This is a genomic window from Arthrobacter sp. 05T47, from assembly GCF_056395825.1.
Window position 1 is genome coordinate 191,251 of record NZ_JBFTKG010000003.1, and the last position, 23,536, is coordinate 214,786.

Annotated in this window: 21 protein-coding genes and 1 tRNA gene; 11 read left to right on the plus strand and 11 right to left on the minus strand. The window is 68.7% G+C overall.

Annotated elements, in window-relative coordinates:
• Positions 1–107: 107 nt before the first annotated feature.
• Positions 108–326, plus strand: coding sequence for a three-helix bundle dimerization domain-containing protein (locus AC1DEY_RS04645; protein WP_476866954.1), 219 nt, complete (start codon positions 108–110; stop codon positions 324–326).
• Between the two features lie 154 nt (positions 327–480).
• Here the strand turns inward: AC1DEY_RS04645 and AC1DEY_RS04650 are convergent, their stop codons facing one another.
• A complete protein-coding gene (locus tag AC1DEY_RS04650) occupies positions 481–1,488 on the minus strand; it encodes a zinc-dependent alcohol dehydrogenase family protein (RefSeq protein WP_476866955.1) in 1,008 nt (335 codons plus the stop codon).
• A gap of 53 nt (positions 1,489–1,541) precedes the next feature.
• Positions 1,542–2,600, minus strand: coding sequence for a universal stress protein (locus tag AC1DEY_RS04655; RefSeq protein ID WP_476866956.1), 1,059 nt, complete (start codon positions 2,598–2,600; stop codon positions 1,542–1,544).
• Positions 2,601–2,831: 231 nt separating this feature from the next.
• On the opposite strand from AC1DEY_RS04655, the gene AC1DEY_RS04660 reads away from it, so the two are divergent.
• Positions 2,832–3,773, plus strand: a complete 942-nt coding sequence (locus AC1DEY_RS04660; protein WP_476866957.1) for a spermidine synthase — start codon at positions 2,832–2,834, stop codon at positions 3,771–3,773.
• A 28-nt stretch (positions 3,774–3,801) separates the two neighbouring features.
• On the opposite strand, the gene AC1DEY_RS04665 is transcribed toward AC1DEY_RS04660, so the two are convergent.
• Entirely contained in the window at positions 3,802–4,743 is a 942-nt protein-coding gene (locus tag AC1DEY_RS04665) for a LysR family transcriptional regulator (RefSeq protein WP_476866958.1), read from the minus strand.
• Between the two features lie 131 nt (positions 4,744–4,874).
• On the opposite strand from AC1DEY_RS04665, the gene AC1DEY_RS04670 reads away from it, so the two are divergent.
• Together AC1DEY_RS04670 and AC1DEY_RS04675 are read left to right on the plus strand one after the other, a co-directional pair.
• Entirely contained in the window at positions 4,875–6,257 is a 1,383-nt protein-coding gene (locus AC1DEY_RS04670) for an MFS transporter (RefSeq protein ID WP_476866959.1), read from the plus strand.
• Positions 6,258–6,369: 112 nt separating this feature from the next.
• Positions 6,370–7,119: a 3-hydroxybutyrate dehydrogenase gene (locus AC1DEY_RS04675; protein ID WP_476866960.1), complete on the plus strand. Its 750-nt coding sequence runs from the start codon at positions 6,370–6,372 to the stop codon at positions 7,117–7,119.
• 99 nt (positions 7,120–7,218) lie between these two features.
• Here AC1DEY_RS04675 and AC1DEY_RS04680 read toward each other — a convergent pair whose 3' ends face one another.
• Together AC1DEY_RS04680 and AC1DEY_RS04685 are read right to left on the minus strand one after the other, a co-directional pair.
• Positions 7,219–7,854 (minus strand): LysE family translocator, encoded by a 636-nt coding sequence (locus AC1DEY_RS04680; protein WP_476866961.1) that lies wholly within the window; start codon positions 7,852–7,854, stop codon positions 7,219–7,221.
• Between the two features lie 112 nt (positions 7,855–7,966).
• Positions 7,967–9,472, minus strand: coding sequence for an amino acid permease (locus AC1DEY_RS04685; protein WP_476866962.1), 1,506 nt, complete (start codon positions 9,470–9,472; stop codon positions 7,967–7,969).
• Positions 9,473–9,751: 279 nt separating this feature from the next.
• On the opposite strand from AC1DEY_RS04685, the gene AC1DEY_RS04690 reads away from it, so the two are divergent.
• The gene (locus AC1DEY_RS04690) at positions 9,752–10,723 is read left to right on the plus strand and encodes an NAD(P)-dependent alcohol dehydrogenase (RefSeq protein ID WP_476866963.1); all 972 of its coding nucleotides are present in this window, start codon (positions 9,752–9,754) and stop codon (positions 10,721–10,723) included.
• Positions 10,724–10,779: 56 nt separating this feature from the next.
• On the opposite strand, the gene AC1DEY_RS04695 is transcribed toward AC1DEY_RS04690, so the two are convergent.
• Both AC1DEY_RS04695 and AC1DEY_RS04700 read right to left on the minus strand, forming a co-directional pair.
• Positions 10,780–11,220, minus strand: a complete 441-nt coding sequence (locus AC1DEY_RS04695) for a protein-tyrosine phosphatase family protein (protein ID WP_441408154.1) — start codon at positions 11,218–11,220, stop codon at positions 10,780–10,782.
• Positions 11,221–11,288: 68 nt separating this feature from the next.
• The gene (locus AC1DEY_RS04700) at positions 11,289–12,206 is read right to left on the minus strand and encodes an SDR family oxidoreductase (protein WP_476866964.1); all 918 of its coding nucleotides are present in this window, start codon (positions 12,204–12,206) and stop codon (positions 11,289–11,291) included.
• A 278-nt stretch (positions 12,207–12,484) separates the two neighbouring features.
• Between AC1DEY_RS04700 and AC1DEY_RS04705 the strand changes: the two genes are divergently transcribed.
• From AC1DEY_RS04705 to AC1DEY_RS04720, 4 genes are all read left to right on the plus strand, one after another.
• Positions 12,485–13,489, plus strand: a complete 1,005-nt coding sequence (locus AC1DEY_RS04705) for an IclR family transcriptional regulator (RefSeq protein ID WP_476866965.1) — start codon at positions 12,485–12,487, stop codon at positions 13,487–13,489.
• A 284-nt stretch (positions 13,490–13,773) separates the two neighbouring features.
• Positions 13,774–15,471: a urocanate hydratase gene (gene hutU / locus AC1DEY_RS04710; protein WP_476866966.1), complete on the plus strand. Its 1,698-nt coding sequence runs from the start codon at positions 13,774–13,776 to the stop codon at positions 15,469–15,471.
• A gap of 118 nt (positions 15,472–15,589) precedes the next feature.
• On the plus strand, positions 15,590–17,182 hold the full coding sequence (hutH, locus tag AC1DEY_RS04715; protein WP_476866967.1) for a histidine ammonia-lyase: 1,593 nt from the start codon (positions 15,590–15,592) through the stop codon (positions 17,180–17,182).
• Positions 17,183–17,333: 151 nt separating this feature from the next.
• Positions 17,334–17,570: a hypothetical protein gene (locus AC1DEY_RS04720; protein WP_090579075.1), complete on the plus strand. Its 237-nt coding sequence runs from the start codon at positions 17,334–17,336 to the stop codon at positions 17,568–17,570.
• Between the two features lie 175 nt (positions 17,571–17,745).
• On the opposite strand, the gene AC1DEY_RS04725 is transcribed toward AC1DEY_RS04720, so the two are convergent.
• The 3 genes from AC1DEY_RS04725 to AC1DEY_RS04735 all read right to left on the minus strand — a co-directional run bounded on the left by AC1DEY_RS04725 (position 17,746) and on the right by AC1DEY_RS04735 (position 20,635).
• A tRNA-Cys gene (locus tag AC1DEY_RS04725) sits at positions 17,746–17,816 on the minus strand.
• A gap of 154 nt (positions 17,817–17,970) precedes the next feature.
• A complete protein-coding gene (gene hutG / locus AC1DEY_RS04730) occupies positions 17,971–18,948 on the minus strand; it encodes a formimidoylglutamase (protein WP_476866968.1) in 978 nt (325 codons plus the stop codon).
• 244 nt (positions 18,949–19,192) lie between these two features.
• Entirely contained in the window at positions 19,193–20,635 is a 1,443-nt protein-coding gene (locus AC1DEY_RS04735) for an NCS2 family permease (RefSeq protein ID WP_441408369.1), read from the minus strand.
• Between the two features lie 121 nt (positions 20,636–20,756).
• On the opposite strand from AC1DEY_RS04735, the gene AC1DEY_RS04740 reads away from it, so the two are divergent.
• Positions 20,757–21,359, plus strand: a complete 603-nt coding sequence (locus AC1DEY_RS04740) for a copper resistance CopC family protein (RefSeq protein ID WP_476866969.1) — start codon at positions 20,757–20,759, stop codon at positions 21,357–21,359.
• A gap of 26 nt (positions 21,360–21,385) precedes the next feature.
• On the opposite strand, the gene AC1DEY_RS04745 is transcribed toward AC1DEY_RS04740, so the two are convergent.
• Complete coding sequence (locus AC1DEY_RS04745) at positions 21,386–22,015, minus strand: FAD-binding protein (protein ID WP_476866970.1); 630 nt, start codon at positions 22,013–22,015, stop codon at positions 21,386–21,388.
• A gap of 472 nt (positions 22,016–22,487) precedes the next feature.
• On the opposite strand from AC1DEY_RS04745, the gene AC1DEY_RS04750 reads away from it, so the two are divergent.
• Entirely contained in the window at positions 22,488–23,525 is a 1,038-nt protein-coding gene (locus tag AC1DEY_RS04750; RefSeq protein WP_476866971.1) for a universal stress protein, read from the plus strand.
• The last annotated feature ends 11 nt before the right edge of the window (positions 23,526–23,536 follow it).

Below are 23,536 nucleotides of genomic sequence, written 5' to 3' on the forward strand. Positions count from 1 at the left end.
TTAGGGCCCTCCCTTCTGTCCGCCGGATCCTGCCGCCTGCCGCCGCCTGCCTGCCTGCCGCCTGAGGATTCATTGACGCTGGAACCTGGCCGCTCCACACTGAAGGAATGGATGCCGCGGAGAACGAGCCCAGCATTGATAAGGTTGTCGACCGCCTGGCTGCCCGGTTCCCGCACGTACCGCGGCCACACATTGCCGGAGTTGTCGGCGAGGAATTCGACGCCCTGAGCGCCGGCCGGATCAGGACATTCATACCCACGCTGGCCGAGCGCGGAGCCCGCGTGCGGCTCCAAAGCGAGTTCGGGATTAGGGCCGCCAGCGACTGACCAGCCGCGAATTCGCCGGATACCTGCCACATCGCCGGAACGTTCCGGCGAGCCCGCACCTCTCCGGCGATTTCGACGTCGGGGTCGTGGACGTCGGGGGCAGGTCGAGGGGCGCCGTGGGGCCTAGAGCGGGGTCGTCGAGGCAGACCGACGGCTACTCCGGATCCATGCGCAGCACGGCCGCACCCGTGATCCGGTCCTCCGCGAGGTCCAGCAGGGCCTGGTCCGCGGCCGAGAACGGGTACGCCACGGTGGTGGGGCGGAGCGGGATCTCGGCGGCGATCCGAAAGAACTCCTCGCCGTCTGCCCTGGTATTGGCCGTCACGCTGCGCAGCTGGCGCTCCTGGAAGAGCTCGTCGGAGTAGTGCAGCGGCGGGATGTCGCTCAGGTGGATGCCCGCGACGGCGAGCGTCCCGCCGCGGTCCAGGGCGCGGAGCGCAACCGGCACCAGCCCGCCTGCGGGGGCAAAGAGGATCGCGGCGTCCAGCGGATCCGGCGGCTCCTCCTCGGCCCCGCCGGCGAACGTCGCGCCCAAGATGAGTGCCAGCTTGCGCGCATCCTCGGACCGGGTCATGACGTACACCCGTGCACCGCGGTAAAGGGCGATCTGGGCGGCCAGATGCGCGGAACCACCGAAACCATAGATGCCCAGCCGGCCGCCGATCGGCAGCTCCGCCCGGCTCAGCGCACGGTAGCCGATGATGCCTGCGCACAGGAGCGGCGCGGCCTCCTCGTCGCTGAACGCGTCCGGAATCCGGTAGGCGAAGTTCTCGGCCACCGTAATGAGCTCGGCGTACCCGCCGTCGCGGTCCCAGCCGGTAAACGTGGGGGACAGGCAGAGGTTCTCCTGTCCGCGCAAACAAAACCGGCACGCGCCGCATGTACCGCCCAGCCAGGCCACCCCCACGCGTTCGCCGAGGCCGAACCTGGCCGCCCCCGGGCCGTTCCCGATCACCTCGCCCACAACCTCGTGGCCCGGGATGATCCCCGGATGCCGCGGCGCGAGGTCGCCTTCGGCCAGGTGCAAGTCCGTGCGGCACACACCGCAGACCCGCACTTTCAGCAGGACTTCGCCGTGGCCCGGCACGGGGTCCGGGCGCTCGACGGCCACGAGGGGGCCGCTGGACATCGGCCCCGGAAGTCCAACTTGCCAGGCTCGCACCGCGGCCTCCTTCTCTGCAACCCGTGCAGTTCGAATCCGTTCGTTCGCGGCGGCTAGCGGGTCACCAGCACGTTGAAGCCCGCTTTGTGCAGCACCCCGGACACGGTGTTGCCGGGCCCGGCAAGGGGGCTGTGGGTCCCGAGCACCAGGACATCGGAGTAGGCCCCGGCGGCGAGCAGCTCCCGGGCGGCGCTATGGCCCTCGCGCAGGACCCCCGAAACCTCGATCCCGGAGCCCAGTCCGCGGGCCTCGTCGACGGCGTGGTCCAGCAACTCCTGGCCGTGGAGCGTGCCGTGGCGGCCGTGTTCTTCCCGGGCCCCTCCCCGCTGCGTAGCGACGTGGACCAGCTGCAGCGGTGCACCGAGGACGTCAGCGAGCCGGACAGCCTCGGCCACGGTGGCCGGGCTGCGGGGCGACGCATCAACTCCCACCACGACGAGGTGCCCGGGGCTGCGCCGACGCCGGACCACCATCACGGGGCAGGGCGCAGAGCCTGCCAGATCAAGACAGACCGAGCCGGCCACCTGGTCCAGGACAATGCCAAGGCCCCGGCTGCCGACCACCAGCAGCGTTGCGCCGCGGGCTGCATCGCGCAGAACGGGCGCCGGGAGTCCGGCTTCCATGACGCCGTTGACGTCGGGTCCCCAGCGTTCCTGCTCATGAGCGGGAACGGCAGGTTCGACGACGGGCGGCGAGACGCCGGCGGCGTTAGGGGCCGAGTCAGGGGGCGCTGCGTCGCCGCGTGCTGCTTCAGGACCTGCGGACGGGAGCGCCTGCCCGGGAATTGCGCCGGTCTTTGTGTCGGGATCCGCGACGCCGGACGCTTGTCCGGGGCGCGTGGCGCCGCCTGCCTCGAGAACCGCGGCGCGGGCCAGTTCGATGCCCTCGGCCAGGATGGCCTCCGCGGAGTGCCGCAGCCCGCTGCCGGCCACGCCCTTGACGGGGCCCAGGTTCTTGGTGAAGACCGGCCACACCCATGCGTGGACCACCAACAGGTCAAGCCCGGCGGCGGCCGCGTAGCCGGCGGCCCACTCAAGGGCGAGCTGGGCGGCCTCGGACCCGCCGTAGCCGACGGCCACGAGGCCGCCCTGCTTCCCTGCGGGTGCCGACATTTTCCCTCCCGGCTCGGCGGACGCACCCGTTGGCCCAGCACCACGTGCAGGCCCAGTACAACCCTGCTCCCCGGGAATGGCTAGGGGCTTTGGTCCCGCGGATTCTCCTCGTCCGGCGGTCCCGAAAGGGGAGCGGGGCGTTCCGACCGGCGGCGGGGACCGGGAAGCGGGCGCGGGGGCCGGCCTGCCGGTGAACTAGGGTTGAATCATGCACAATGCGGGGGATATCTGATGGCCAAGCGGGGCAGGGGGCGGGGCGCCGGGACCGCCGAGCCTGGTGTGGTGGAAGTGCCCAAGGGTTCCCGCCCGGCCGGTCCCGTGGCCGGGGTGTATTACATCGACACCGGGGACTGCGAGCTGATCCCGGACCAGGACAATTCCACCGGCTGGCTCCTGCGCATCAACGGCGTCATGAGCTCCCACATTGACCTCGCGGACCCGTTGTTCCTGGACTTCGAGTACATGCGCTGGATGGCCGCGCTGGTGGAGTCGCGCTGGCCCCGCGATTCAAAGCCCAAGCTGCGCGCCCTGCACCTGGGCGGCGGAGCATGCTCACTGGCCCGCTATTTCCACGCCGCCTACCCGGACGCCCGCCAGGTCGTGGTGGAGCTGGACGGCAAGCTTGCCGACTACGTCCGGGGCTGGTTTGACCTGCCCAAGGCCCCGCTGCTGCGCCTGCGCGTGGGAGAGGCCCGGGAAGTCACCGAGAGCCTGACACCGCAGACCCGGGACCTGATCATCCGCGACGTCTTCGCCGGCTCGCTAACCCCGCGGCCGCTCACCACCCGGGAATTCGCCGAACACGCCAAGCGCGTCCTGGCGCCGGGCGGAATCTATGTGGTGAACTCCGGCGACGCTCCGGACCTCAAGAATGCCCGCGAAGACGCCGCCACGATCGCGGACGCCTTTGCCCACACCGTGATCATCGCTGATCCGGCCATGCTCAAGGGCCGGCGCTACGGCAACATGGTCATGGCCGGCAGCGACCACCCGTTCGACGACGATCCCGCCCTCGCGCGCCGCCTGCTCGGCGGTGCGGTTCCCGCCCACATCTGGAACGACGGGAAGGTTCGGGCCTTCGCGGCCGGCGCCACCGTCCGCCGCGACCCGAAGCGCTTGATCCTGGAAGAGCCGGCGGCTGACACCACGGCTGACTCATCCACTGCCCCGTAACGGCCCTTTTGCGGGCTCATAAGGGCGCCTACGGAGCAATCGATGCATCAATCGATGCGCCAGCCGACGGCGGCACTCCCCGTCCCAGCAGCGCGTCGCGGTGCGCCGCCGTCTGCTCCCGCAGCGCCTGCACGAGGGCCGCCACTGCCGGCCGGCGCATCGAATCGGGCCGCAACACCATCCAATAGGGGAGCAGCTCCGCGAATTCCTCCGGCAGGAGCCGGACGAGGTCCGGATGCAGGTCGGCGGCGAAGCAGGGCAGGAACCCGATCCCGGCCCCGGCGCGGGTGGCCTCCACATGGACAAAGACGTTGGTGGAGCTCAGCCCGTCCCGCATGGCCGGCACCAGCCGCCGCGGGGCGTCCAGATCGTCCACCTGCAGCATCGAGTCGACAAAATACACAAGGGAATGCTCCGTCAGTTCCTTCACCGTGGCAGGCGTGCCGTACTCGGCCAGGTAGCCGCGGGAGGCGTACATCCCCAGCATGTACTCGCCCAGCTGGGCGGCTTCCGCACGGTGCACCTGCGGCTCCCCGACCACCACTTCGATGTCCAGGCCGGAACGCTGCTGCAGTGCCCGGCGCGTCACGGTGATGATCTCGACGCTGAGGCCCGGATGGTCGCGGCGGAGCCGGGCCACAGCCGGTGCGGCAATATAGGCGCTGAAGCCATCCGTTGCAGTCATGCGGACGACGCCGGTGATCGGATCCGGGGTGTGCCCGGGCTGCTCCAGGGTGCGCACGGCACTCTCCACCTGCTCGGCCACCCGTACGGCCTCGGCACCGAGCTCGGTGAGCTCCCACCCGCCGGACGCGCGGGAGAGGACCCGGCCGCCGAGGGCCTTCTCCAGCGCCGCAATCCGCCGCGAGACGGTGGTGTGGTTAAGCCCGAGAGTCTGGGCCGCCGTCGTAAATTTCGCCGAACGGGACACGGCGAGCAGGACCAGCAGGTCATCAGGATTGGCGTTCATATCTGCAATTCTGCACATACTTGGTGCCGGTTTGGCCATTGAATCGCCGCGAATGTGCAGCAATACTCAATGGAGCCATTTCAGTGCTGTGCGTCACAGCGCGTGTCACCGTGGACACTAAGGAGAATCAGATGAGCGTAAACGAACGCTCTGCAACATCGCCCGCCGCACCCGCATCCAAGGGTTCCGGGCTCAAGAAAATCGTCGCAGCATCGATGGTGGGAACCGTCGTCGAGTGGTACGAATTCTTCCTCTATGCCACCGCCGCCACCCTGGTGTTCGGCAAGTACTTCTTTCCCCCCACCGGCAACGAACTGGACGGCATCATCCAGGCATTCCTGACCTACGCCGTCGGTTTCGTGGCCCGCCCGCTGGGCGGCGTGGTCTTCGGCCAGATCGGCGACAAGCTCGGCCGCAAGCCCACCCTGCAGCTCACCATCATCATCATCGGTGTCTCCACCTTCCTGATGGGCTGCCTCCCGGGCTTCGCCACCCTCGGCTACCTGGCGCCGGCACTGCTGGTCTTCCTGCGCTTCATCCAGGGCTTCGCCCTCGGCGGCGAATGGGGCGGCGCTGTCCTGCTGGTCGCCGAGCACAGCCCCAACAAGTCCCGCGGCTTCTGGTCCAGCTGGCCCCAGGCAGCCGTACCCGTCGGCAACCTGCTGGCCACGCTGGTCCTGTTCATCATGTCCAACGTGCTTAGCTCCGCCGACTTCCTTAGCTGGGGCTGGCGCGTGGCGTTCTGGCTCTCCGCCGTGATCGTGTTCGTCGGCTACTACATCCGCACCCACGTCTCGGAGTCGCCCATCTTCCTCGAGGCCAAAGCCCAGATGGAAGAAGAGCAGTCCGTCAGCTACGGCGTCCGCGAAGTCATCCGCAAATACCCCAAGGGCATCCTGCAGGCCATGGGCCTCCGGTTCGCGGAAAACATCATGTACTACCTCGTGGTCAGCTTCGCGATCGTCTACCTGAAGAGCGTGCACAAGTACGACACCTCCTCGCTCCTGCTCGCCCTGCTGATCGCCCACGTCATCCACTTCCTGGTCATCCCGCAGGTGGGACGGCTCGTGGACAGCTGGGGCCGGAAGCCGGTCTACCTCGTCGGTGCCATCGCCGGTGCCACGTGGCCGTTCTTCGCCTTCCCGATGTTCGATACCCGCAACCCGGTGATCATCGTCCTGGCCGTCACCATCGGCCTCTGCCTGCACGCCTTCATGTATGCCGGCCAGCCGGCCCTCATGTCGGAGCTCTTCCCAACCCGGATGCGCTACGCCGGAGTCTCCCTTGGCTCGCAGGTCACCTCGATCTTCGCCGGTTCGCTGGCGCCGCTCCTGGCCACCCAGTGGCTCAAGGACACCGGCTCCTGGCTGCCGACCGCGATCTACCTGGTGGTCGCCTGCGCCATCACCACCGTGGCAGTGCTGAGCCTGAAGGAAACCAAGGGCATCGCACTGGAGGACGTGGACCGGGCCGACGCCGAACGCGAAGGCCTCCCCGTAGCGGCCATGCGCTGAGCTGCTTGAGTTGCTGAGCGGCCTGAGCCACTGGGCTGCTTGAGTTTTAGGCCGGCTCCAGCCACGCTGGAGCCGGCCGCCTCATCGAATTTTTGATATGGAAGGCAGAGTTATGGAACAGACGCTGAACGGACGCAAGGCCCTGGTCACCGGCGGAGCCGGCGGGATCGGCGCAGCCAGCGTCCGCGCCCTGGCAGCGCGCGGGGCCAAGGTGGTGATCGCGGATATGGACGAGTCCGCCGCCGCCGCGCTCGCCGACGATGTCGGCGGCACGTCCTGGGCGGTCAACCTGCTGGACGTGGAGTCCCTCGAATCGCTCAGCCTGGACTGCGACATCCTGGTCAACAACGCCGGAATCCAGCGCATCAGCCCCATCGAGGAGTTCGATCCTGCCGACTTCCGCCGCATCATCACCCTCATGCTCGAGGCGCCGTTCCTGCTGATCCGGGCTGCGCTGCCCCACATGTACGCCAACAACTTCGGCCGCGTCATCAACCTGTCCTCTGTGCACGGGCTCCGGGCCTCACCGTTCAAGAGCGCCTACGTCTCCGCCAAGCACGGACTCGAGGGCCTGAGCAAGGTAACGGCCCTCGAAGGCGGGGCGCACGGCGTCACATCCAACTGCATCAACCCCGGCTACGTCCGGACCCCGCTGGTGGAGGCGCAGATCGCCGACCAGGCCAAGGTGCACGGCATCCCGGAGTCCGAGGTGCTGGCAAAGATCATGCTGACCGAATCAGCGGTCAAGCGGCTCGTGGAACCCGAGGAAGTCGCCTCCCTGGTGACGTGGCTGGCCTCGGACGACGCCGGCATGGTCACCGGCGCCAGCTACACGATGGACGGCGGCTGGTCCGCGCGGTAGGCCCCGCCACTCAACACCAGCACGGGGTCACTTAGTGCCCATTCGGTGGGCATTGATGGGTGCTAAGACCCCGCGTTGTGCTGCTCCTGGATCAGGGTGCTAGTCCTTGTTGCCCACCAGGGCCAGAGTGCTGCCCAGCCCGATCATCATCACGCCGCCGGTGGTGCTGAGTGCGGCGATCCGGCGCGGGGAGCGGGCGAACCAGTGCCGGGCCGTTCCCGCTGCGAGGGACCAGGTACTGTCTGACACCAGGGCAATCAGCAGGAAGACCACGCCCAGGGTTCCGAGCTGGACAGGAATCGCGCCGGCGGAATAGTCCACAAACTGCGGAAGCACGGCCACGAAGAACACAATCGACTTGGGGTTGGTCGCACCCACAATGAAGCCCTCCCGCAGCACCCGCGCGGTCGAGGACGGCCCGGCGGAGGACGCCCCCGCCGTCCCGTTGCCACGGTGCCGGATTGCCTGGATTCCGAGGTAGACAAGGTAGGCGGCGCCGGCGAATTTCACCACGCTGAACAGCAGCAGGGACTGGGCCAGCACCACCCCGACGCCCAGGGCCACCGCGGCGATCTGCACCAGCTCGCCTGCCGCATTCCCCGCAACGCTCAACAGGCCGCCCCGGCGGCCCAGGGCAAGGGTCCGTCCGATCACGAACAGCACGCTGGGCCCCGGGATGGCGATCAGGACGAAGGCGGCAAGGGCAAAGGCCAGGAGGTTGGCGACTGGAACCATGCCTGATCTTAACCCCGCGGGGCCGCTCGCGGCAGGCGCGCCGGGGGATCTCCCGGCAGACCGCCCGGCAGACCGCCCGGCAGGCTGCCGGGCAGCGTGCCGGGCGGCCGTGCTACCGCCCGGCGGGGACCTGCGGCAGCTGGGCCGTTTCGTCGGTGAGTTCCGCCCGCACCCGGCCGTGGCCGCGGACCCAGAGCCGGTAGGCAACCACCAGGACGCCCAGCCACACGGCGCCCACATACAGCGCCACCCGCGTGTCCTCGAAGGCGCCAAGGATCACGATCACCAGGGCCATGAACGCGATGGTCAGCACCGAAGCGGCCGGCCACCACGGTGAGGGGAACTCCGACGCCGGGAGGCCCTTGCGGGCGATCTCGCGTTTCATGGCGACATGGGAGGCGAGGATCATGGCCCAGACCCACACAGTGGCGAAGGTCGCGATCGAGGCGATCAGCAAGAAGACATCCTCCGGGATCACGGCGTTCAGGACCACGCCCACCAGCAGGATGCCCGTCATCATCACCACGGTCATCCACGGCACCCCGTGGCGGGAAACCTTGCCGAAGCTCGCCGGGGCGTGGCCCTGCCGGGCCAGGCCGAAAAGGATCCTGCCGGCACCGAAGATATCGCTGTTGACGGCCGAGAGCGCCGCTGTGATCACCACGGCGTTGAGGATGTGGGGCGCGGCCGGGATGCCCAGGCCGCTGAAGATCTGCACGAACGGGCTGCCGTTGCTGCCAATTTCGTCCCACGGGAACAGGCTCATCAGCACGCCGAGGGTCAAGACGTAGAACAGCAGGACCCGCACGGGCACGGTGTTGACGGCCTTGGGGATTACCTTTTTGGGATCGGCGGCCTCACCGGCGGTGATGCCGAGGGTTTCCACGCCGCCAAAAGCGAACATGACCACCGCGAAGGAGGCGAGGAGCCCTTCGAACCCGTTGGGGAACAGGCCCCCGTGCTCCACGAGGTTGCCCAGCCCGGGCGCCACCGTCGCGCCGCCGGCCTGGAAGCCGAAAACGATGATCGCCGCGCCGCCCGCGATCATCGCGATGATGGCCGCCACTTTGATGATGGAGAACCAGAATTCGAGTTCGCCAAAGACCTTGACGCTGAGCAGGTTCAGGGCCGCCAGGAAGAAGATGATGGCCAGGATCCAGACCCAGCGCTCCACGCCGGGGAACCAGAACCCCATGTAGATGCTGAATGCCGTGACATCCGCGATGGCCACGATTGCCATCTCGAAGACATAGGTCCAGCCGGTCACGAACCCGGCCAGCGGGCCCAGGTAGCGGCTCGCGTACTGGCCGAAGGAGCCTGACACCGGATGCCGCACCGCCATTTCACCCAGGGCGCGCATCACCATGAAAACTGCGGCGCCACCGATCATGTAGGCAAGCAGGACGGCGGGCCCGGCCTTCTGGATGGCGGAGGCGGAGCCGTAGAACAGCCCCGTGCCGATCGCCGAGCCCAGCGCCATGAAGCGGATGTGGCGGACGTTCAGTCCCCGGCTGAGTACGGAGTCGACGGCGGCGCCGACGGCGGTGACGGCGCCCCCGGCGTTGCCGTTGCCTGCTGCGTCGGGTGCCGTCTTCGTGGCGGTTTGGGCTTGTTGCATGCGAATACCTTCTCGTCATTGGGAGGGGGATCGCTATCCAGCAGACCATGTCCGGCCGTGCTGTGATGAGGCTCACGAGGACTTCGTGTCTTTGATTTCAGACTGTGCAGTGCCACGGCACCCGCTGCACGGCACCGGCACCGGCGGCGCCGGCCGCCGTCGTCGCCGGACCCCACCGGAAGTGAGCCGAACCTCTTGACACCGCGTCAGGTTTTCCTTAGAGCTTGAAGCCGCCGCTCGACCACGTCCTCCGGTACCCGACCTTGAAGGAGAAGCACCATGAAAGCGATCGTTCAGGATGTCTACGGTTCCGTTGAGGTGCTGGAACTGCGCGACGTCGAGGTCCCCGTCCCTGGCGATGACGACGTGCTGATCCGGGTCCGGGCCGCCGGCGTGGACCAGGGCGTCTGGCACCTCATGACCGGCCTTCCGTATTTGACCCGCGTGGTGGGCTACGGGCTGAGGAAGCCGAAGACCCGCATCCGGGGACGGGCCGTGGCGGGCCTGGTGGAGGCCACGGGGCGGAACGTCGTCGGTTTTCGGGCGGGGGACGAGGTGTACGGCACCTGCGAGGGATCGTTTGCCGAGTACGTGTGCGCCAAGGAGGACCGGCTCGCGCAGAAGCCGAAGAACCTCAGCTTCGAGCAGGCCGCCGCCGTCCCGATCTCCGCTGTCACGGCCCTCCAGGCGCTGCGCGACTCCGGCAGGGTCCGGGCCGGGCAGGAGGTCCTGGTCATCGGCGCGGCCGGCGGCGTCGGGGCATACGCCGTGCAGCTCGCCAAGGCGTTCGGGGCACAGGTGACCGGGGTGTGCAGCACCGCCAAAACAGACCTGGTCCGCTCGATCGGCGCGGACCACGTCATCGACTACAAGCACGACGACTTCGCGGACGGGGCCCGGCAATTCGACCTGATTGTCGACACGGCCGGCAACCGCCCGCTCAGCGTCCTCCGGCGGGCGCTCAAGCCGAAGGGAACCCTCGCGATCGTCGGCGGGGAAGGCGGCGGACGCCTGGCTGGCGGTATTGGACGCTCGCTTGGCGCGGCAGCCCTGTCCGTGGGTGTCGGCCAGCGGCTGCTGGGCGTCATGTCCACGGAGCGCGCAGAGGACCTTCGGGTCCTGACCGGGCTCATCGAGGCGGGCGCCGTGACCCCGGTCATCGGCAAGGTCTACGCCCTGGCGGACGCACCCGCGGCCATCCGGGACCTGCGCGAGGGCAAGGTGCGGGGGAAGGCCGTCGTTACCGTGTGATCGTCTTTGGGTGTGACCGTCGTTGGGTGTGACCGTCATTTTGGTGGCCGCGACGGCTACGGCGTCCCCGCCCGGAACCGGGCGACGTACTGCCGCTGCCACGGAGTCTCCACCGTCCGGCGCCGGTACTGGCGGCGCACGTAGGACACCGCCTGGCCGGGAGGGACACCATCCAGGATGGCGATGCAGGCCAGTGCAGTGCCGGTCCTGCCGATGCCCCGCCAGCAGGCCACTTCGACGCGTTCGGCCTCGGCCCGGCGCCAGGCCTCCCGGAACGCCTCAAGGGCATCCGGATGGTCGGCCGGCAGACGAAGGTCCGGCCAGAGCACCCACCGGGACTCCCACCCCACGGGCGGCGGCTTCTTGCCCAGCAGGTACACGCCGAACTCGGGCGACGGCCCCGCCGGAACCGGGTCGTGCAGGCCGCGGCCACGGATGAGCCGGCCGGAGGGAAGGCTCATGACGCCGTCTGCGGAAGCTTCCCACGTCTGCTTCATGTTCCAGATCGTAGTCTTTCCCGCCTTGTGTTGTCCGTGGGCCGCACCTGCCGCACTCTGGCCGGCAGTCAGCGGTAGCCGGTGGCATCTGCGGCGAGTCCGGCTTCCTGGACTTCCACGAGGTATCGCCAGCAGTCCGGCTGCGAGCCGTCGGCGTCGGTGAAGCCGTACTCGCGTGCCAGGGCCCCGGAGGAATAGGAGCCGCCCGCGCGGCCTTGCACGTTGGGGTCCGCCGCGAGGGCCGCGACCGCGCGCCCGACAAACAGCGGGCTTTCCGAGATCGCCGCAAAGTGCGGTTGCGTGCCTGCCGCCTCCCGCCAGTTCGCCTCGGTGACGCCAAAGTGTTCGAGCATCATTTCGGAGCGCATCCAGCCGGGCGTGAGGGCCAGTGCCGTGCACCCGGAGGACTTCAGTTCCTCGGCCTGGCTGAACGCCAGGCGGAGCACCGCGGACTTGACGAGGTCGTAGAACACGGAGACCCGGTAGTGCCGCGCGTTGTATTCGCGCGTGCCGTCGGTCATCTCCACCACGAGGCCGCCGGGCACGCGGGCAAGGAGCGGAAGCGCGAAGTGGCTCGTTATGAGGTGGGTGTCCAGGCCAAGGTGGAGCATCTCCAAGCCGGCGTTCAGATCGTGGGCCCAGAGCGGAGTGTTCCATTCAATGAGGTCCTCCCCGCCCCAGATGTCGTTCACCAGGATGTCCAGCCGGCCCTGCTCGGCCTCGATCCGGCGCACGAGGGCTTCCACCTGGGCTGCCTCGCGGTGATCGACCCCGACGGCGATGCCCTTGCCGCCCGCGGCGCTGACGAGGCCAGCCGTTTCCTCGATCGTCTCGGGCCGGTTGTAGTCGGAGCGGTGGCGGGAGGTCGTGCGGCCGGTGCAGTACACCACCGCTCCCGCTTCGCCGAGGGCGACGGCGGTGCCGCGGCCCGCGCCGCGCGTGGCCCCGGCGACGAGCGCGACCCTGCCCGACAACGCTGAATCCATGAACTTCCCTTCCCTCCGGACTATCCCTCCGGACTATCCCTCCGGACCGTCCGGCGATGGAGCGAATGGACTGCCAAGGTACTGCCTTGACCCGTCTCCTGGCCCATCCGAACATCGAGAGCCGGGCGGCGCCAGAGGCAGAAGGCCCCTGCCCTGGCAACAGGAGCTTGTCCGGAATCCCAGACAATGGATCCCGTGCGGGACTGTCAGCGGACCGCGGTAGGGCGCATGCTTAAGTACGGGATACCGGACACCGCCCGAACCCTGAAGAAGGATCCATGCCAGCCACCAGCACCGCCGAGAGCACCGCCGCAGCGACACAGCCCGCGGCAATGCCCGTTTTCCAGCCCGCAGTTCAGCCGCCAGTTCAGCCCGCCGCTCAGGCGCCAGCTCAGCCCGCAGTTCACCCCGCTGGGCCCGAAGCGCTTGGGGCGCCTGAGGCGCCGGCTGAGTCCGCCGTCGTCGAAAAGCCTGCGCCCAAAGCCGTGCACAGGACCGCCGGGGCGAAGGTGGCGTCGAAGGTGCCGGCCGCCGAAAACACCCTGCGCATCCTGAAGCTGCTGGCTTCCAAGCGCGGCCCGATGGCGGCGTCGAACATCGCCACGGCACTGGGGCTGCCGCGCTCCAGCGTCTACCACCTGCTCGGCGTGATGGAGGCGAACGGCTTTGTCCTGCACCTGCACGAGGAGCAGCGCTACGGCCTGGGCATCAGCGCCTTCGAACTCAGCTCGGCCTATTCCCGGCAGGAGCCTCTGTCCCGGCTGGGCCGGCCAATGCTCGCCTCGCTTGTGGATGTGATTGGCGAAAGCGCCCACCTGGCCGTGCTGCACGGCCGCGACGTGCTCTACATCGTGGAGGAGCGGGCCAAGAACCGGCCGTCCCTGGTGACCGACGTCGGGGTCCGGCTGCCGAGCCACCTCACCGCGAGCGGCCGGGCGATTCTTGCCGCGCTGCCGAAGTCCCAGGTGCGGGCTCTGTACCCGAACGCGGCAGCGTTCTCGGCCCGGCACGAGACCGAGTCGCCCATCATGAAGTACTCCGCCCTGTCCTCCCACCTGGACCAGGTGCGGCAGCGCGGCTACGCCACCGAGCATGGCGAGGTGACGCCCGGGTTCGGCTCGATCGCCGCCGCCGTGACCGACCACGTGGGGTGGCCCACGGCCGCCGTCGCCGTGACCTTCCTGGAGGAGAAGCTGCCCGCGGACCAGTGGCCGGTCCTGGCCGCCCGGGTCCGGAAGGTCGCCGACGAGCTCTCGATCCGGATCCACGGCCGCCCCTCCTGACCCCACCCTCTGACCGCCACCCCAGGTTGCGCTATCACTTAGAGCTCCCATTCGCCCGTTTTAGCAACCGGAAGTGATAGCGCAACGGGGGAGAACGGGGGAGGGGGAGGGTCTGGGATCCCGGACAGCACCCCTGCGATCGGTCTGTTTCCAAGGCCGTGAAGGGGCTTTAGTTGATACAGAACCTCATTCCTCCCGATACACCCGGCACAGAAGCAAGCTGGCACAGACGCCAGCCATCCAGACACCATCCAGCACCATATCCAGCAACAAAGGAGACCCTCATGGCACCCGCCGATTTCACCACCGGTGCCCGCCCGGTCAAAGCTGCCCGCGGCACCGAGCTCACCGCCAAGAGCTGGCAGACGGAAGCCCCGCTGCGCATGCTCATGAACAACCTCGACCCCGAGGTCGCCGAACGCCCCGATGACCTGGTGGTCTACGGCGGCACCGGCCGCGCCGTCCGGTCCTGGGCCGCGTTCGACGCCATCACCCGCACCCTGGAAACCATGGAAAAGGACGAGACCCTCCTGGTCCAGTCCGGCAAGCCCGTCGGCGTCTTCCGCACCAACGAATGGGCCCCGCGTGTGCTGCTGGCCAACTCCAACCTCGTCGGCGACTGGGCGAACTGGCCGGAATTCCGCCGGCTCGAGGCCGAGGGCCTGATGATGTACGGCCAGATGACCGCCGGGTCCTGGATCTACATCGGCACCCAGGGCATCCTGCAGGGCACCTTCGAGACCTTCGCCGCGATCGCCCGCAAGCTCACCGGGGACGAGAACGGCACGCTCGCCGGCACCCTGACCCTCACCGGCGGCTGTGGCGGCATGGGCGGCGCCCAGCCGCTCGCCGTCACCCTTAACGAGGGCGCCTGCCTGATCGTCGACGTCGACGAGACCCGCCTGCGCCGCCGCGCCGGCAAGCGCTACCTCGACGAGGTCGAAACCGACCTCGACACCGCGATCGCCAAGGTCCTGGCGGCCAAGGAAGAGCGCCGCGGCTGGTCCGTGGGCTACGTCGGCAACGCCGCCGAAGTCTTCCCCGAGATCCTGCGCCGCCACAACGCCGGCGAGCTCACGGTGGACATCGTCACGGACCAGACCTCAGCCCACGATCCCCTGAGCTACCTCCCCGAGGGCATCACTGTCGAGGAATGGCACCGCGAAGCCGCGGCGGACCCGGAAGGCTTCACCAAGAAGGCCCAGGCCTCCATGGCCAAGCACGTGCAGGCCATGGTCGAGTTCCAGGACGCCGGTGCCGAGGTCTTCGACTACGGCAACTCCATCCGCGACGAGGCCCGCATTGGCGGCTACAACCGTGCGTTTGAGTTCCCCGGCTTCGTCCCGGCCTACATCCGCCCCTTGTTCTGCGAGGGACTCGGGCCGTTCCGCTGGGTTGCCCTCTCCGGTGACCCCGAGGACATCGCCGTCACGGATGCGGCCATCAAGGAACTCTTCCCCGAGAACAAGCACCTGCACCGCTGGATCGACGCGGCGCAGGAACGGGTCGAGTTTGAAGGCCTGCCCGCCCGCATCTGCTGGCTGGGCTACGGCGAACGCGCCAAGGCCGGCCTGCTGTTCAACCAGCTCGTCAAAGAAGGCAAGGTCAAGGCGCCCATCGTCATCGGCCGCGACCACCTCGACTCCGGCTCCGTCGCCTCCCCGTACCGCGAAACCGAGGCCATGGCCGACGGCTCCGACGCGATCGCCGACTGGCCGCTGCTGAACGCCCTGCTCAACACCGCCTCCGGCGCCACCTGGGTCTCCATCCACCATGGCGGCGGCGTCGGCATCGGCCGCTCCATCCACGCAGGCCAGGTCTCCGTCGCCGACGGCACCGACCTCGCCGCGGAAAAGCTGGAGCGCCTGCTCACCAATGACCCCGGCATGGGCGTCATCCGCCACGTCGACGCCGGCTACGACCGCGCCGTCGAGGTCGCCAAGGAACGCGGCGTCCGCATCCCCATGTCCGAGTCCCGCTAACAAAGCCCGCGAAACCTCGTCGATTGCTCCGTAAGTGCCGTTTTGAGCCTTGAAAAGGGCCATTACGGAGCAATCGGCGGGGGCGCCCGGCTCAACCATCAGATTTAGGTAGATAACAATGACCATCACCACCCACTCACCGCTCACCGTCACCCTCGGCTCCAGCGGCGTGACCCCCGAGGACGTCGTCGCCGTCGCCCGCCACGACGCCCAGGTGACCATCGCCCAGGACGCCCTCGATACGGTCGCCAAAGTACGCGCCCACATCGACGACCTCGCCCACAGCGAGGTCCCGGCCTACGGCATCTCCACCGGATTCGGGGCGCTGGCCAACCGGCACATCCCCAACGCGCTGCGCACCCAGCTCCAGAAGTCCCTCATCCGCAGCCACGCTGCCGGCATGGGCCCGGCCGTGGAACGCGAAGTGGTCCGCGGCATCATGTTCCTGCGCGCCAAGACCCTCGCCTCCGGCCGCACCGGCGTCCGCCCCGTGGTCCTGCAGACCATGGTGGATGTCCTCAACGCCGGCATCACCCCGGTGGTCCGCGAATTCGGATCGCTCGGCTGCTCCGGCGACCTCGCGCCGCTCTCGCACTGCGCCCTGGTCCTCATGGGCGAAGGCGAAGCGACCGGCCCCGACGGGGAACTGTACGGCGCCAAGGGCGGCCGCACCGTCGCGGAACTCCTCGCCGAACACGGGATCGAACCCGTCACCCTCGCCGAGAAGGAGGGCCTGGCCCTGGTCAACGGCACCGAGGGCATGCTGGGCATGCTCCTGATGGCCATCGCGGACATCCGCCAGCTGCTCACGACGGCGGACATCACCGCCGCGCTCAGCGTCGAGGCGCTGCTCGGCACGGACCAGGTGTTCCTGCCCGAACTGCACGCGGCGCTCCGCCCGCACCCGGGCCAGGCCGCCTCCGCGGACAACATGCTCCGGGTCCTGTCCGACTCCCCGATCGTGGCTTCACACCGGATCAACGACACCAAGGTCCAGGACGCCTACTCGCTGCGCTGCGCACCCCAGGTGGCCGGCGCCGTCCGCGACACCGTGGACCACGCCGCCCTGGTCGCCTCCCGCGAACTGGCCGCCGCGATCGACAACCCGGTGGTCCTGCCCGACGGCCGCGTCAGCTCCAACGGCAACTTCCACGGCGCCCCGGTGGCCTACGTGCTGGACTTCCTGGCGATCGCCGTCGCGGACCTCAGCTCCATCGCGGAGCGCCGGACCGACCGGATGCTGGACCCGGCCCGCTCGCACGGGCTGCCCGCCTTCCTGGCCTCGGACCCCGGCGTCGACTCGGGCCTCATGATCGCCCAGTACACCCAGGCCGGGCTGGTCTCGGACAACAAGCGGCTGGCCGTCCCGGCGTCGGTGGACTCGATCCCGAGCTCGGCGATGCAGGAGGACCACGTCTCCATGGGCTGGCACGCGGCCCGCAAGCTCCGCCGCGCGGTGGAGAACCTGCGGCGCGTCCTGGCGGTCGAACTGGTCACTTCGGCGCGGGCACTGGACATCCGCACCCAGCTCTCCGACGGCGAACTGACGCCGGGTCCCGCGGGCGCGGCAGTGATCGCGGCGCTGCGCGAGGTCGTCGACGGTCCGGGCACCGACAGGTTCCTGTCGCCGGAACTGGAGGCGGCGGACGCCCTGGTGGCGTCGGGCAAGGTCCGGGCGGCGGCCGAATCCGCCGTCGGAAATCTGGCCTGATAAGAAACAAAGTGCACGGCAGCTGAACAATTCCCGGCGTCCCCGAAATCTTTGGCGACACGGAAGGCGGGGGCCCGGGAACTGTAGTACAAATGGAAAGTCACACCAATGAAGTTGTGGCAAAGAACACATACAAAGGGGTAAAAGTTCTATGAAAGCACGCGGCACGGTTCTGTCCAGGCGCCTTGCATCCGCAGCGACGGTTTCCGACTGGAGCGGCCTCCGGGTCGGCGAACGGGTCGAAATCGTCAAGCACGCTCAGGTCATTGCGGCCGGCGAGGTCGAAGAAGTCTCACTGAGCGGAAATGTGCTCTGGCTGGTCCCCGCGGGGCCGTCCGAGACGCAGCTTTTCCTGCAGTCCGACGGCGTGCAGGTGCGCCGGGCGTAGCTTCAACACTTCAGCTTCAACACTTCAGCTTCAAAACTGCAGCAGGGAACCGGGGCTCGTTCGCCGTTCCGCACCAGGTGGTGCGGTCAGGCGAGTGGGCCCCGGTTTTCTCTGTGGGGCCTGCCTAGCGGCTGACCACGGCCCGCAGGGACAGGGAATGGGCCAGCAACCCCAGACGTGACGGCGGGATTCGAACCCGCGTGCGCTGCTTTGCAGGCAGCTCCCTGGCCGCTCGGGTACGCCACGTACATCGAGAGTAGGCAGGCCAAGGGGTCCACTCCAAGATTGGTTTCGCCCGGTTGCCCGCCATTGAGAACTGTGACCTTCCGCGACACCCGGCCGACCACGCTGGGCCGGACGCCGGCCGGCACCGGGCCGGTGCCTCCGGACCCCTGCGGGCCTAGCTCAGCAGCGTATTGACCAGCCGGGCGGCCACCTTGGCGGTGCGGCCGTCGATATCGAACTCCGGGTTCAGTTCAGCGATATCCAGGTGCAGGAGCTTCCCGCTCGCGGCCACCTGCCGGCACACGGCGCTGATCACCGGCAGCGGCACACCGTAGGCCGCCGGGGCGCTGACACCGGGGGCCACCGAGGCCGGCAGCACGTCCAGGTCGATGGTCAGGTACAGCGCGTCCACTTGCGCCAGGAACTCCGCGACAAACGTCTGTGCGGCCTCCGCCGAGCAGTCCTCGTCCAGCAGGTAGTCGACGCCGAGCTCCTCCGCCGTTCCGAACAGCGCCCGGGTGTTGTTCGGCTCGGAAATTCCGACGACGGCGTACCGCAGTTCGCGGCCGGCCGCGGCTTCCGCCCGGGCCATCTGGAGGAACGGCGTGCCGGAGCTGGGCACGGCTTCGTCGCGGAGGTCGAAGTGCGCGTCGAGGTTCAGCACCCCGACCGTGAGGCCTTCCCGGACTGCGGCGGACCCGGCCACGCCGAGGTAGCTCGCAAAGGCGGTCTCGTGCCCGCCGCCCAGCACCACGGGGAGCCTGCCGGCGTCCAGCAGCCTGGTGATGGCCAGCCCGGCACGTGCCTGGCCAGCCTCCAGCGCGTCGCCGGCCACGGTGACGTCACCGGCGTCGAGCACGTCCCGGGACAGGTGGAAGGCCAGCGGGCCGAGCGCGGCGCGGATGGCGGCGGGGGCGGACGCGGCGCCGGTCCGGCCCTTGTTGCGCCGCACGCCGGCGTCGCTGCCGAAGCCGAGGATGACTGCAGGCCGCCGGCCTGTGCCGGCCGCCGCCGGATCCGCCGGGGGAGTGAGCGTTGGGGGAGTGAAGGGTGTGACGGCCTGCCACCAGCGCCGGTGCTCGTCGCCGTCGCCGTCGAACCGGCCCGTCCAGGGCTGCGGCGGGACATCAACGGGGAGCGCGGGAGAAACCATGCCCCTAGCTCACCGCAGCCCGGGCCGGAAAACCAGCGGCGCCGCCGTCGGGCTGTCCGGAATCCCGGAAACTGCCCTTAAACGCCGCCGAGGGGGCCCATGCCCGCAGGGTTCCCTGACCGAGCTTGCGAGGTTAGGGCGCGGGTGGGGAGGCACTTCGCGGCAGTGTTTTCGATAAACGTCGAAAACGTTGCGCGCGAAGTGCCATCTCGGCGGGCGGAGGGGGCTGGCCGGCGAACGGACCCTAGTGGATGCCGAGGGCCGCCTCGATGGGACCGATCGCGAAGAATAGCAGGAACGCGCCCGCGACAGCCCACATGAGCGGGTGCACCTCGCGGGCCCGGCCCTGGAACAGGCGGATCAGCACGAAGGAGATGAAGCCCGCGCCCAGGCCGTTGGCGATCGAGTACGTGAACGGCATGAGGGTGAATGTCAGGAAGGCCGGGATCGCGATGCCCCAGTCCTGCCAGTCGATCTTGCCCACCTGGGAGACCATCATGAAGCCGACGATCACGAGCGCGGGGGCCACGGCCTCGAACGGCACGAGGTTGATCAGCGGGGTGAAGAACATGGCCACGAGGAACAGCAGGCCGGTCACGACAGAGGCCAGGCCGGTGCGGGCGCCTTCGCCGATGCCGGCGCCGGATTCGACGTAGATCTGGTTCGAGGACACGGAGGCTCCGCCGCCGATGATCGCGCCCAGGGCGTCGACCTGCAGTACACGGTCGACGTTGGGGATGTTGCCGTCCTTGTCGATGGTGCCGGCCTCGGTGGCCAGGCCCACCATGGTGCCCATGGCATCGAAGAAGATGCTGAGCAGGATTACGAACGCCAGCAGGGTCGCCGCGACGAAGCCGAGGTGCTCAAAGGCGCCAAACGGGTTGGCCTGGCCGAGCAGGGACAGGTCCGGGGCCGCCCATTCGGAGAATTTCGGCGCCACCAGGGACCAGCCCTGCGGGTTGTGGTTCGTGCCGTCAAAGCTGGGGCCGATGTGCAGGGTGGCTTCCAGGATCACGGACAGGATGGTCGAGGCGACGATGCCGATCAGGATTGCGCCCTTGACCTTGCGGACCACCAGCGCGATGGTCAGGACCAGGCCGAAGACGAACACGAAAGTGGGCCAGCCCAGGAGCTTGCCGTCGAAGCCCAGGCCGACCGGGACGGTGGTGCCGGCGACATCCGGGATGCGCCGCACGAAGCCCGCGTTGACGAGCCCGATCAGGGCGATGAAGAGGCCGATTCCGACCACGATCGCGGTCTTGAGCCCCTCGGGGACGGCCTTGAACACGGCGGTCCGGAAACCGGTGAGGACCAGGATCAGCATGGTGACGCCCGAGAGCATCACGAGGCCCATCATGTCCGGCCAGGACAGTCCGGGGTTCGTGGCCACGGTGACGGCGACGAACGCGTTGACGCCGAGCCCGGTGGCCATGGCGAAGGGATGCTTGGCCCACGCGCCCATGAGGATGGTGAGGATGCCTGCCACGAAGGCGGTGACGGCGGCGACAGCGGGGAAGCCCAGCGTTGCGCCCGTGGAGTCGGGCCCGGAGAGGATCAGCGGATTCAGCACCACGATGTAGCTCATGGCGAAGAACGTGGCGAACCCTCCGCGGATCTCGCGCGAGAAGTTCGACCCCCGTTCGGAGATCTTGAAATACCGGTCGAGTGCGGAGCCCTGCTTGAGCATTAGGTCTTGCATTAGTCCTCCGGGGGTGATGGGTGTTGCCTTAATCCTATTTGGAGCCCAACGGCCAACCCGGCGTTTTCGCCTAGTCTGTAAGGAAGCCAACACTAGGAGTAGCCTGCCCATGCGCCGTTTCCGCCAGCTTCGCAGTGCCCTGCTGGGCGCCGTCGTCCTCATGGCCGTCCTGTTGGGAGCAGTGAGCCCGGCGTCGGCGCACGACACCCTGGAGTCCTCCAGCCCGGCCGACGGAGCAACCCTAGCGGCGCCGCCGGAGCAGGTCGCGGTCACGTTCAACCACAATCCGCTGGCCCTGGGCTCGCAGATCCTGGTCAACGACGCCACGGGCGCCAACTGGGCGGACGGCCCGGTGGAGATCGTGGACAACGTCGCCGCGCAGAAGCTGAAGTCCGGCGCCCCGGCCGGGAAATACACCGTGCACTGGCGGGTCGCCAGTTCCGACGGCCACCCGATCGAGGGCAGCTTCACCTTCACCGCGACGGCGGCTGCGTCCAGTACGACGACGGCGGCCGCGGTCCCCACGATGGGAACCGCCCAGCCGGGCACCACGCCGGCGGCCGCCCCGGCGCCGGCCGGTTCACAGCCGTTCCCGTGGAGCGTCATGGTCTTCGTTGCCGTCGCGGTCGGCATCCTGGTGGCCCTGGGCCTGATGGCCAAGCGCCGGCTCACGCCGGGCAACGGCAGCGACGCAAGCGACACCGAGGTCTGACCCCGCGTTGGGGTAGGAAGCTGGAGTCAGGCCGGGGCCGCCAGGGCGAAGCCGCCCGGCAGCAGCGTGGGGACGCCGTGCGGGTGGACCTTGGCTGAGATCGCCTGGCCCACCACTTTGGCCTGGCGCAGGACTTCCTTGGGCGTGGGGGTAATGAGCTCACCAACCCCCACGAGGTACATCCCCAGGGCATGCATCGCGGCCATGAGGTTCGCCCCGGCGGCCATGCCCAGGTCCGAGAGCATGCGGCGCAGCTGGCTGTGCGCGCAGCGGGTCAGGACAAGGTGATCGGCCAGCAGGACGCCGCCCGGGGTCTGGACGGCCCATTTCTCGGTGGGTGCCCCGTCCGTGCCGGCCTCAAGCAGGTCCAGCTGCAGGGCCCGGATGTTGTTCCGCACGTCGAGCTTGTGGCTTGCGGCGTAGTTCCGAAGATGCCGCAGGATTTCATTGCGCTCCCGCAGGCTGGCGGCGTCCGCCGCGTCGCAGCGCTGGAGCGAGGAGGTGTTGGCGGGGTGGCCCGCACCCAGGAGGTCGAGACCGTCCACAATGATGGACGCGACACCGCGGCGCTGGAGCTCGCTGGCCACGGCCAGGCCAGAGAGCCCCGTCCCGATGACCACGGCGGTGGTCCGCTCAATCCCGCCGTACAAAGGCATGCTCGACACTGCAGGGTCCCTCCTCGAAATGGTGCCAGTCGCGGGGAAAACCCCGGACGCCAACCCAGGCCTGGTCAGGCAGCCTCAGCGGCTGCGTTCTGAAATACCAGTCTCGGTTCAGCAGTGCCTCGAAGGATACCTAAGATTCCCGCCCGTGGATAGAGGAGGTAGGACATTGGCCGTGGTGCCGAATTTCTGGGGTTTTCGGGCCCTGAATCCCGTCGAAACCGTCCCGAAAGCCCGGGATTCCCGGCCGCTGAACGGCGTGTTAACTCTGCGTAAATCCTTTTGCCGCCGCCCGGCGGGGACGCCCGGGGGCCGTCTTGAATGTTGGCAATTAACCGAGAATAGTGAGAAAAATCAGGGGTTCTAGCGCACAAATTCCGGGCCGCCTCGCCGGTGGACGCCGGGCGCCGGTACTTCTGGCAGAATAGCCGAAACATCAGGCAAGTATCGCGAGGAGGCGGACCCAATGGGCCGTGAACAGGTGCATCCGGACCCGGCATGGGAGGCCGGCGGCGAACCGGCGCCTCCCCGGGGAATCGTCGTGGGAGTGGATGGCTCGGACCACAGCCACTGCGCCCTCGTGTGGGCAGCCCGCGAGGCAGAGCGCCGCCGCCGCCCGCTGCACATAGTGACCGCCTACTCGGTTCCGATTTTCGCCGCTTCCGGGCTCGACGGCGGCTACGCCACCGTGGACGACTCCGTGATCCGGGAGGGCGCCGAAGCCATTCTCAAGCACGCCCTGGACAAAATCGCCGGCTACAACATCGACGTCGACGCGTCCGTCGAAAACGGGGACGCCTCAGGTGTGCTGCTGGAAATCAGCGAAACCGCCGAGCTGCTGGTCTTCGGAACCCGCGGCCGCGGCGGCTTTGTGGGCCGGCTGCTCGGTTCCGTCAGCAGCGCCCTGCCTGCCCACGCCAAGTGCCCCACGGTGACTGTGCCACTGATCTGCGCGGACCGGCTCGGCGAAACCACTGACGACAAACACGTCCTGGCCGAACGCGCGAAATCCGGCCGCCAGCCGGTCGAAAACGTTGTGGTGGTCGGCGTCGACGGTTCCGAACAGGCCCGGGTCGCAGTGCTGGAAGCGGCAGCCCAGACCGAACGGCTCGGGGCCCGGCTGCGGGTCGTGTGCGCCGTGCCGCAGTACACCGGCTCGCTGGCCTGGGTGCCCACGCCGATGGACCGCGACGCCCTGTTCGCCGACATCAAGGTCCAGCTCGACGCCGGCGTGGCCTGGCTGCGGAGCCACTTCCCCGCGCTGCAGGTGGAGACTCAGCTCGTGGACGGCTCTCCGGTCGACATCCTGGTCGAAGCCAGCCGGCACGTGGAGCTCGTGGTGGTCGGCACGCGCGGGCGCGGAGGCTTCGCCGGAATGCTGCTCGGATCCACGTCCGACGGCGTCCTCCACCACGCCAAGGGGCCGGTCATGGTGGTGCCGGACCGCGACGACCCGCGGCTGGCTGACAGAGCCAGCTTCGGCCCGATGCTCGGCGACTCCTAGGTCCCGGGCCC

Excerpts from the sequence above, each read along its gene's own strand:
- AC1DEY_RS04645 (WP_476866954.1), top strand. The coding sequence starts at position 108 with ATGGATGCCGCGGAGAACGAGCCCAGCATTGATAAGGTTGTCGACCGC.
- AC1DEY_RS04655 (WP_476866956.1), bottom strand. The coding sequence starts at position 2,600 with ATGTCGGCACCCGCAGGGAAGCAGGGCGGCCTCGTGGCCGTCGGCTAC.
- AC1DEY_RS04660 (WP_476866957.1), top strand. The coding sequence starts at position 2,832 with ATGGCCAAGCGGGGCAGGGGGCGGGGCGCCGGGACCGCCGAGCCTGGT.
- AC1DEY_RS04665 (WP_476866958.1), bottom strand. The coding sequence starts at position 4,743 with ATGAACGCCAATCCTGATGACCTGCTGGTCCTGCTCGCCGTGTCCCGT.
- AC1DEY_RS04670 (WP_476866959.1), top strand. The coding sequence starts at position 4,875 with ATGAGCGTAAACGAACGCTCTGCAACATCGCCCGCCGCACCCGCATCC.
- AC1DEY_RS04675 (WP_476866960.1), top strand. The coding sequence starts at position 6,370 with ATGGAACAGACGCTGAACGGACGCAAGGCCCTGGTCACCGGCGGAGCC.
- AC1DEY_RS04680 (WP_476866961.1), bottom strand. The coding sequence starts at position 7,854 with ATGGTTCCAGTCGCCAACCTCCTGGCCTTTGCCCTTGCCGCCTTCGTC.
- AC1DEY_RS04685 (WP_476866962.1), bottom strand. The coding sequence starts at position 9,472 with ATGCAACAAGCCCAAACCGCCACGAAGACGGCACCCGACGCAGCAGGC.
- AC1DEY_RS04690 (WP_476866963.1), top strand. The coding sequence starts at position 9,752 with ATGAAAGCGATCGTTCAGGATGTCTACGGTTCCGTTGAGGTGCTGGAA.
- AC1DEY_RS04695 (WP_441408154.1), bottom strand. The coding sequence starts at position 11,220 with ATGAAGCAGACGTGGGAAGCTTCCGCAGACGGCGTCATGAGCCTTCCC.
- AC1DEY_RS04700 (WP_476866964.1), bottom strand. The coding sequence starts at position 12,206 with ATGGATTCAGCGTTGTCGGGCAGGGTCGCGCTCGTCGCCGGGGCCACG.
- AC1DEY_RS04705 (WP_476866965.1), top strand. The coding sequence starts at position 12,485 with ATGCCAGCCACCAGCACCGCCGAGAGCACCGCCGCAGCGACACAGCCC.
- hutU (WP_476866966.1), top strand. The coding sequence starts at position 13,774 with ATGGCACCCGCCGATTTCACCACCGGTGCCCGCCCGGTCAAAGCTGCC.
- hutH (WP_476866967.1), top strand. The coding sequence starts at position 15,590 with ATGACCATCACCACCCACTCACCGCTCACCGTCACCCTCGGCTCCAGC.
- AC1DEY_RS04720 (WP_090579075.1), top strand. The coding sequence starts at position 17,334 with ATGAAAGCACGCGGCACGGTTCTGTCCAGGCGCCTTGCATCCGCAGCG.
- hutG (WP_476866968.1), bottom strand. The coding sequence starts at position 18,948 with ATGGTTTCTCCCGCGCTCCCCGTTGATGTCCCGCCGCAGCCCTGGACG.
- AC1DEY_RS04735 (WP_441408369.1), bottom strand. The coding sequence starts at position 20,635 with ATGCTCAAGCAGGGCTCCGCACTCGACCGGTATTTCAAGATCTCCGAA.
- AC1DEY_RS04740 (WP_476866969.1), top strand. The coding sequence starts at position 20,757 with ATGCGCCGTTTCCGCCAGCTTCGCAGTGCCCTGCTGGGCGCCGTCGTC.
- AC1DEY_RS04745 (WP_476866970.1), bottom strand. The coding sequence starts at position 22,015 with ATGCCTTTGTACGGCGGGATTGAGCGGACCACCGCCGTGGTCATCGGG.
- AC1DEY_RS04750 (WP_476866971.1), top strand. The coding sequence starts at position 22,488 with ATGGGCCGTGAACAGGTGCATCCGGACCCGGCATGGGAGGCCGGCGGC.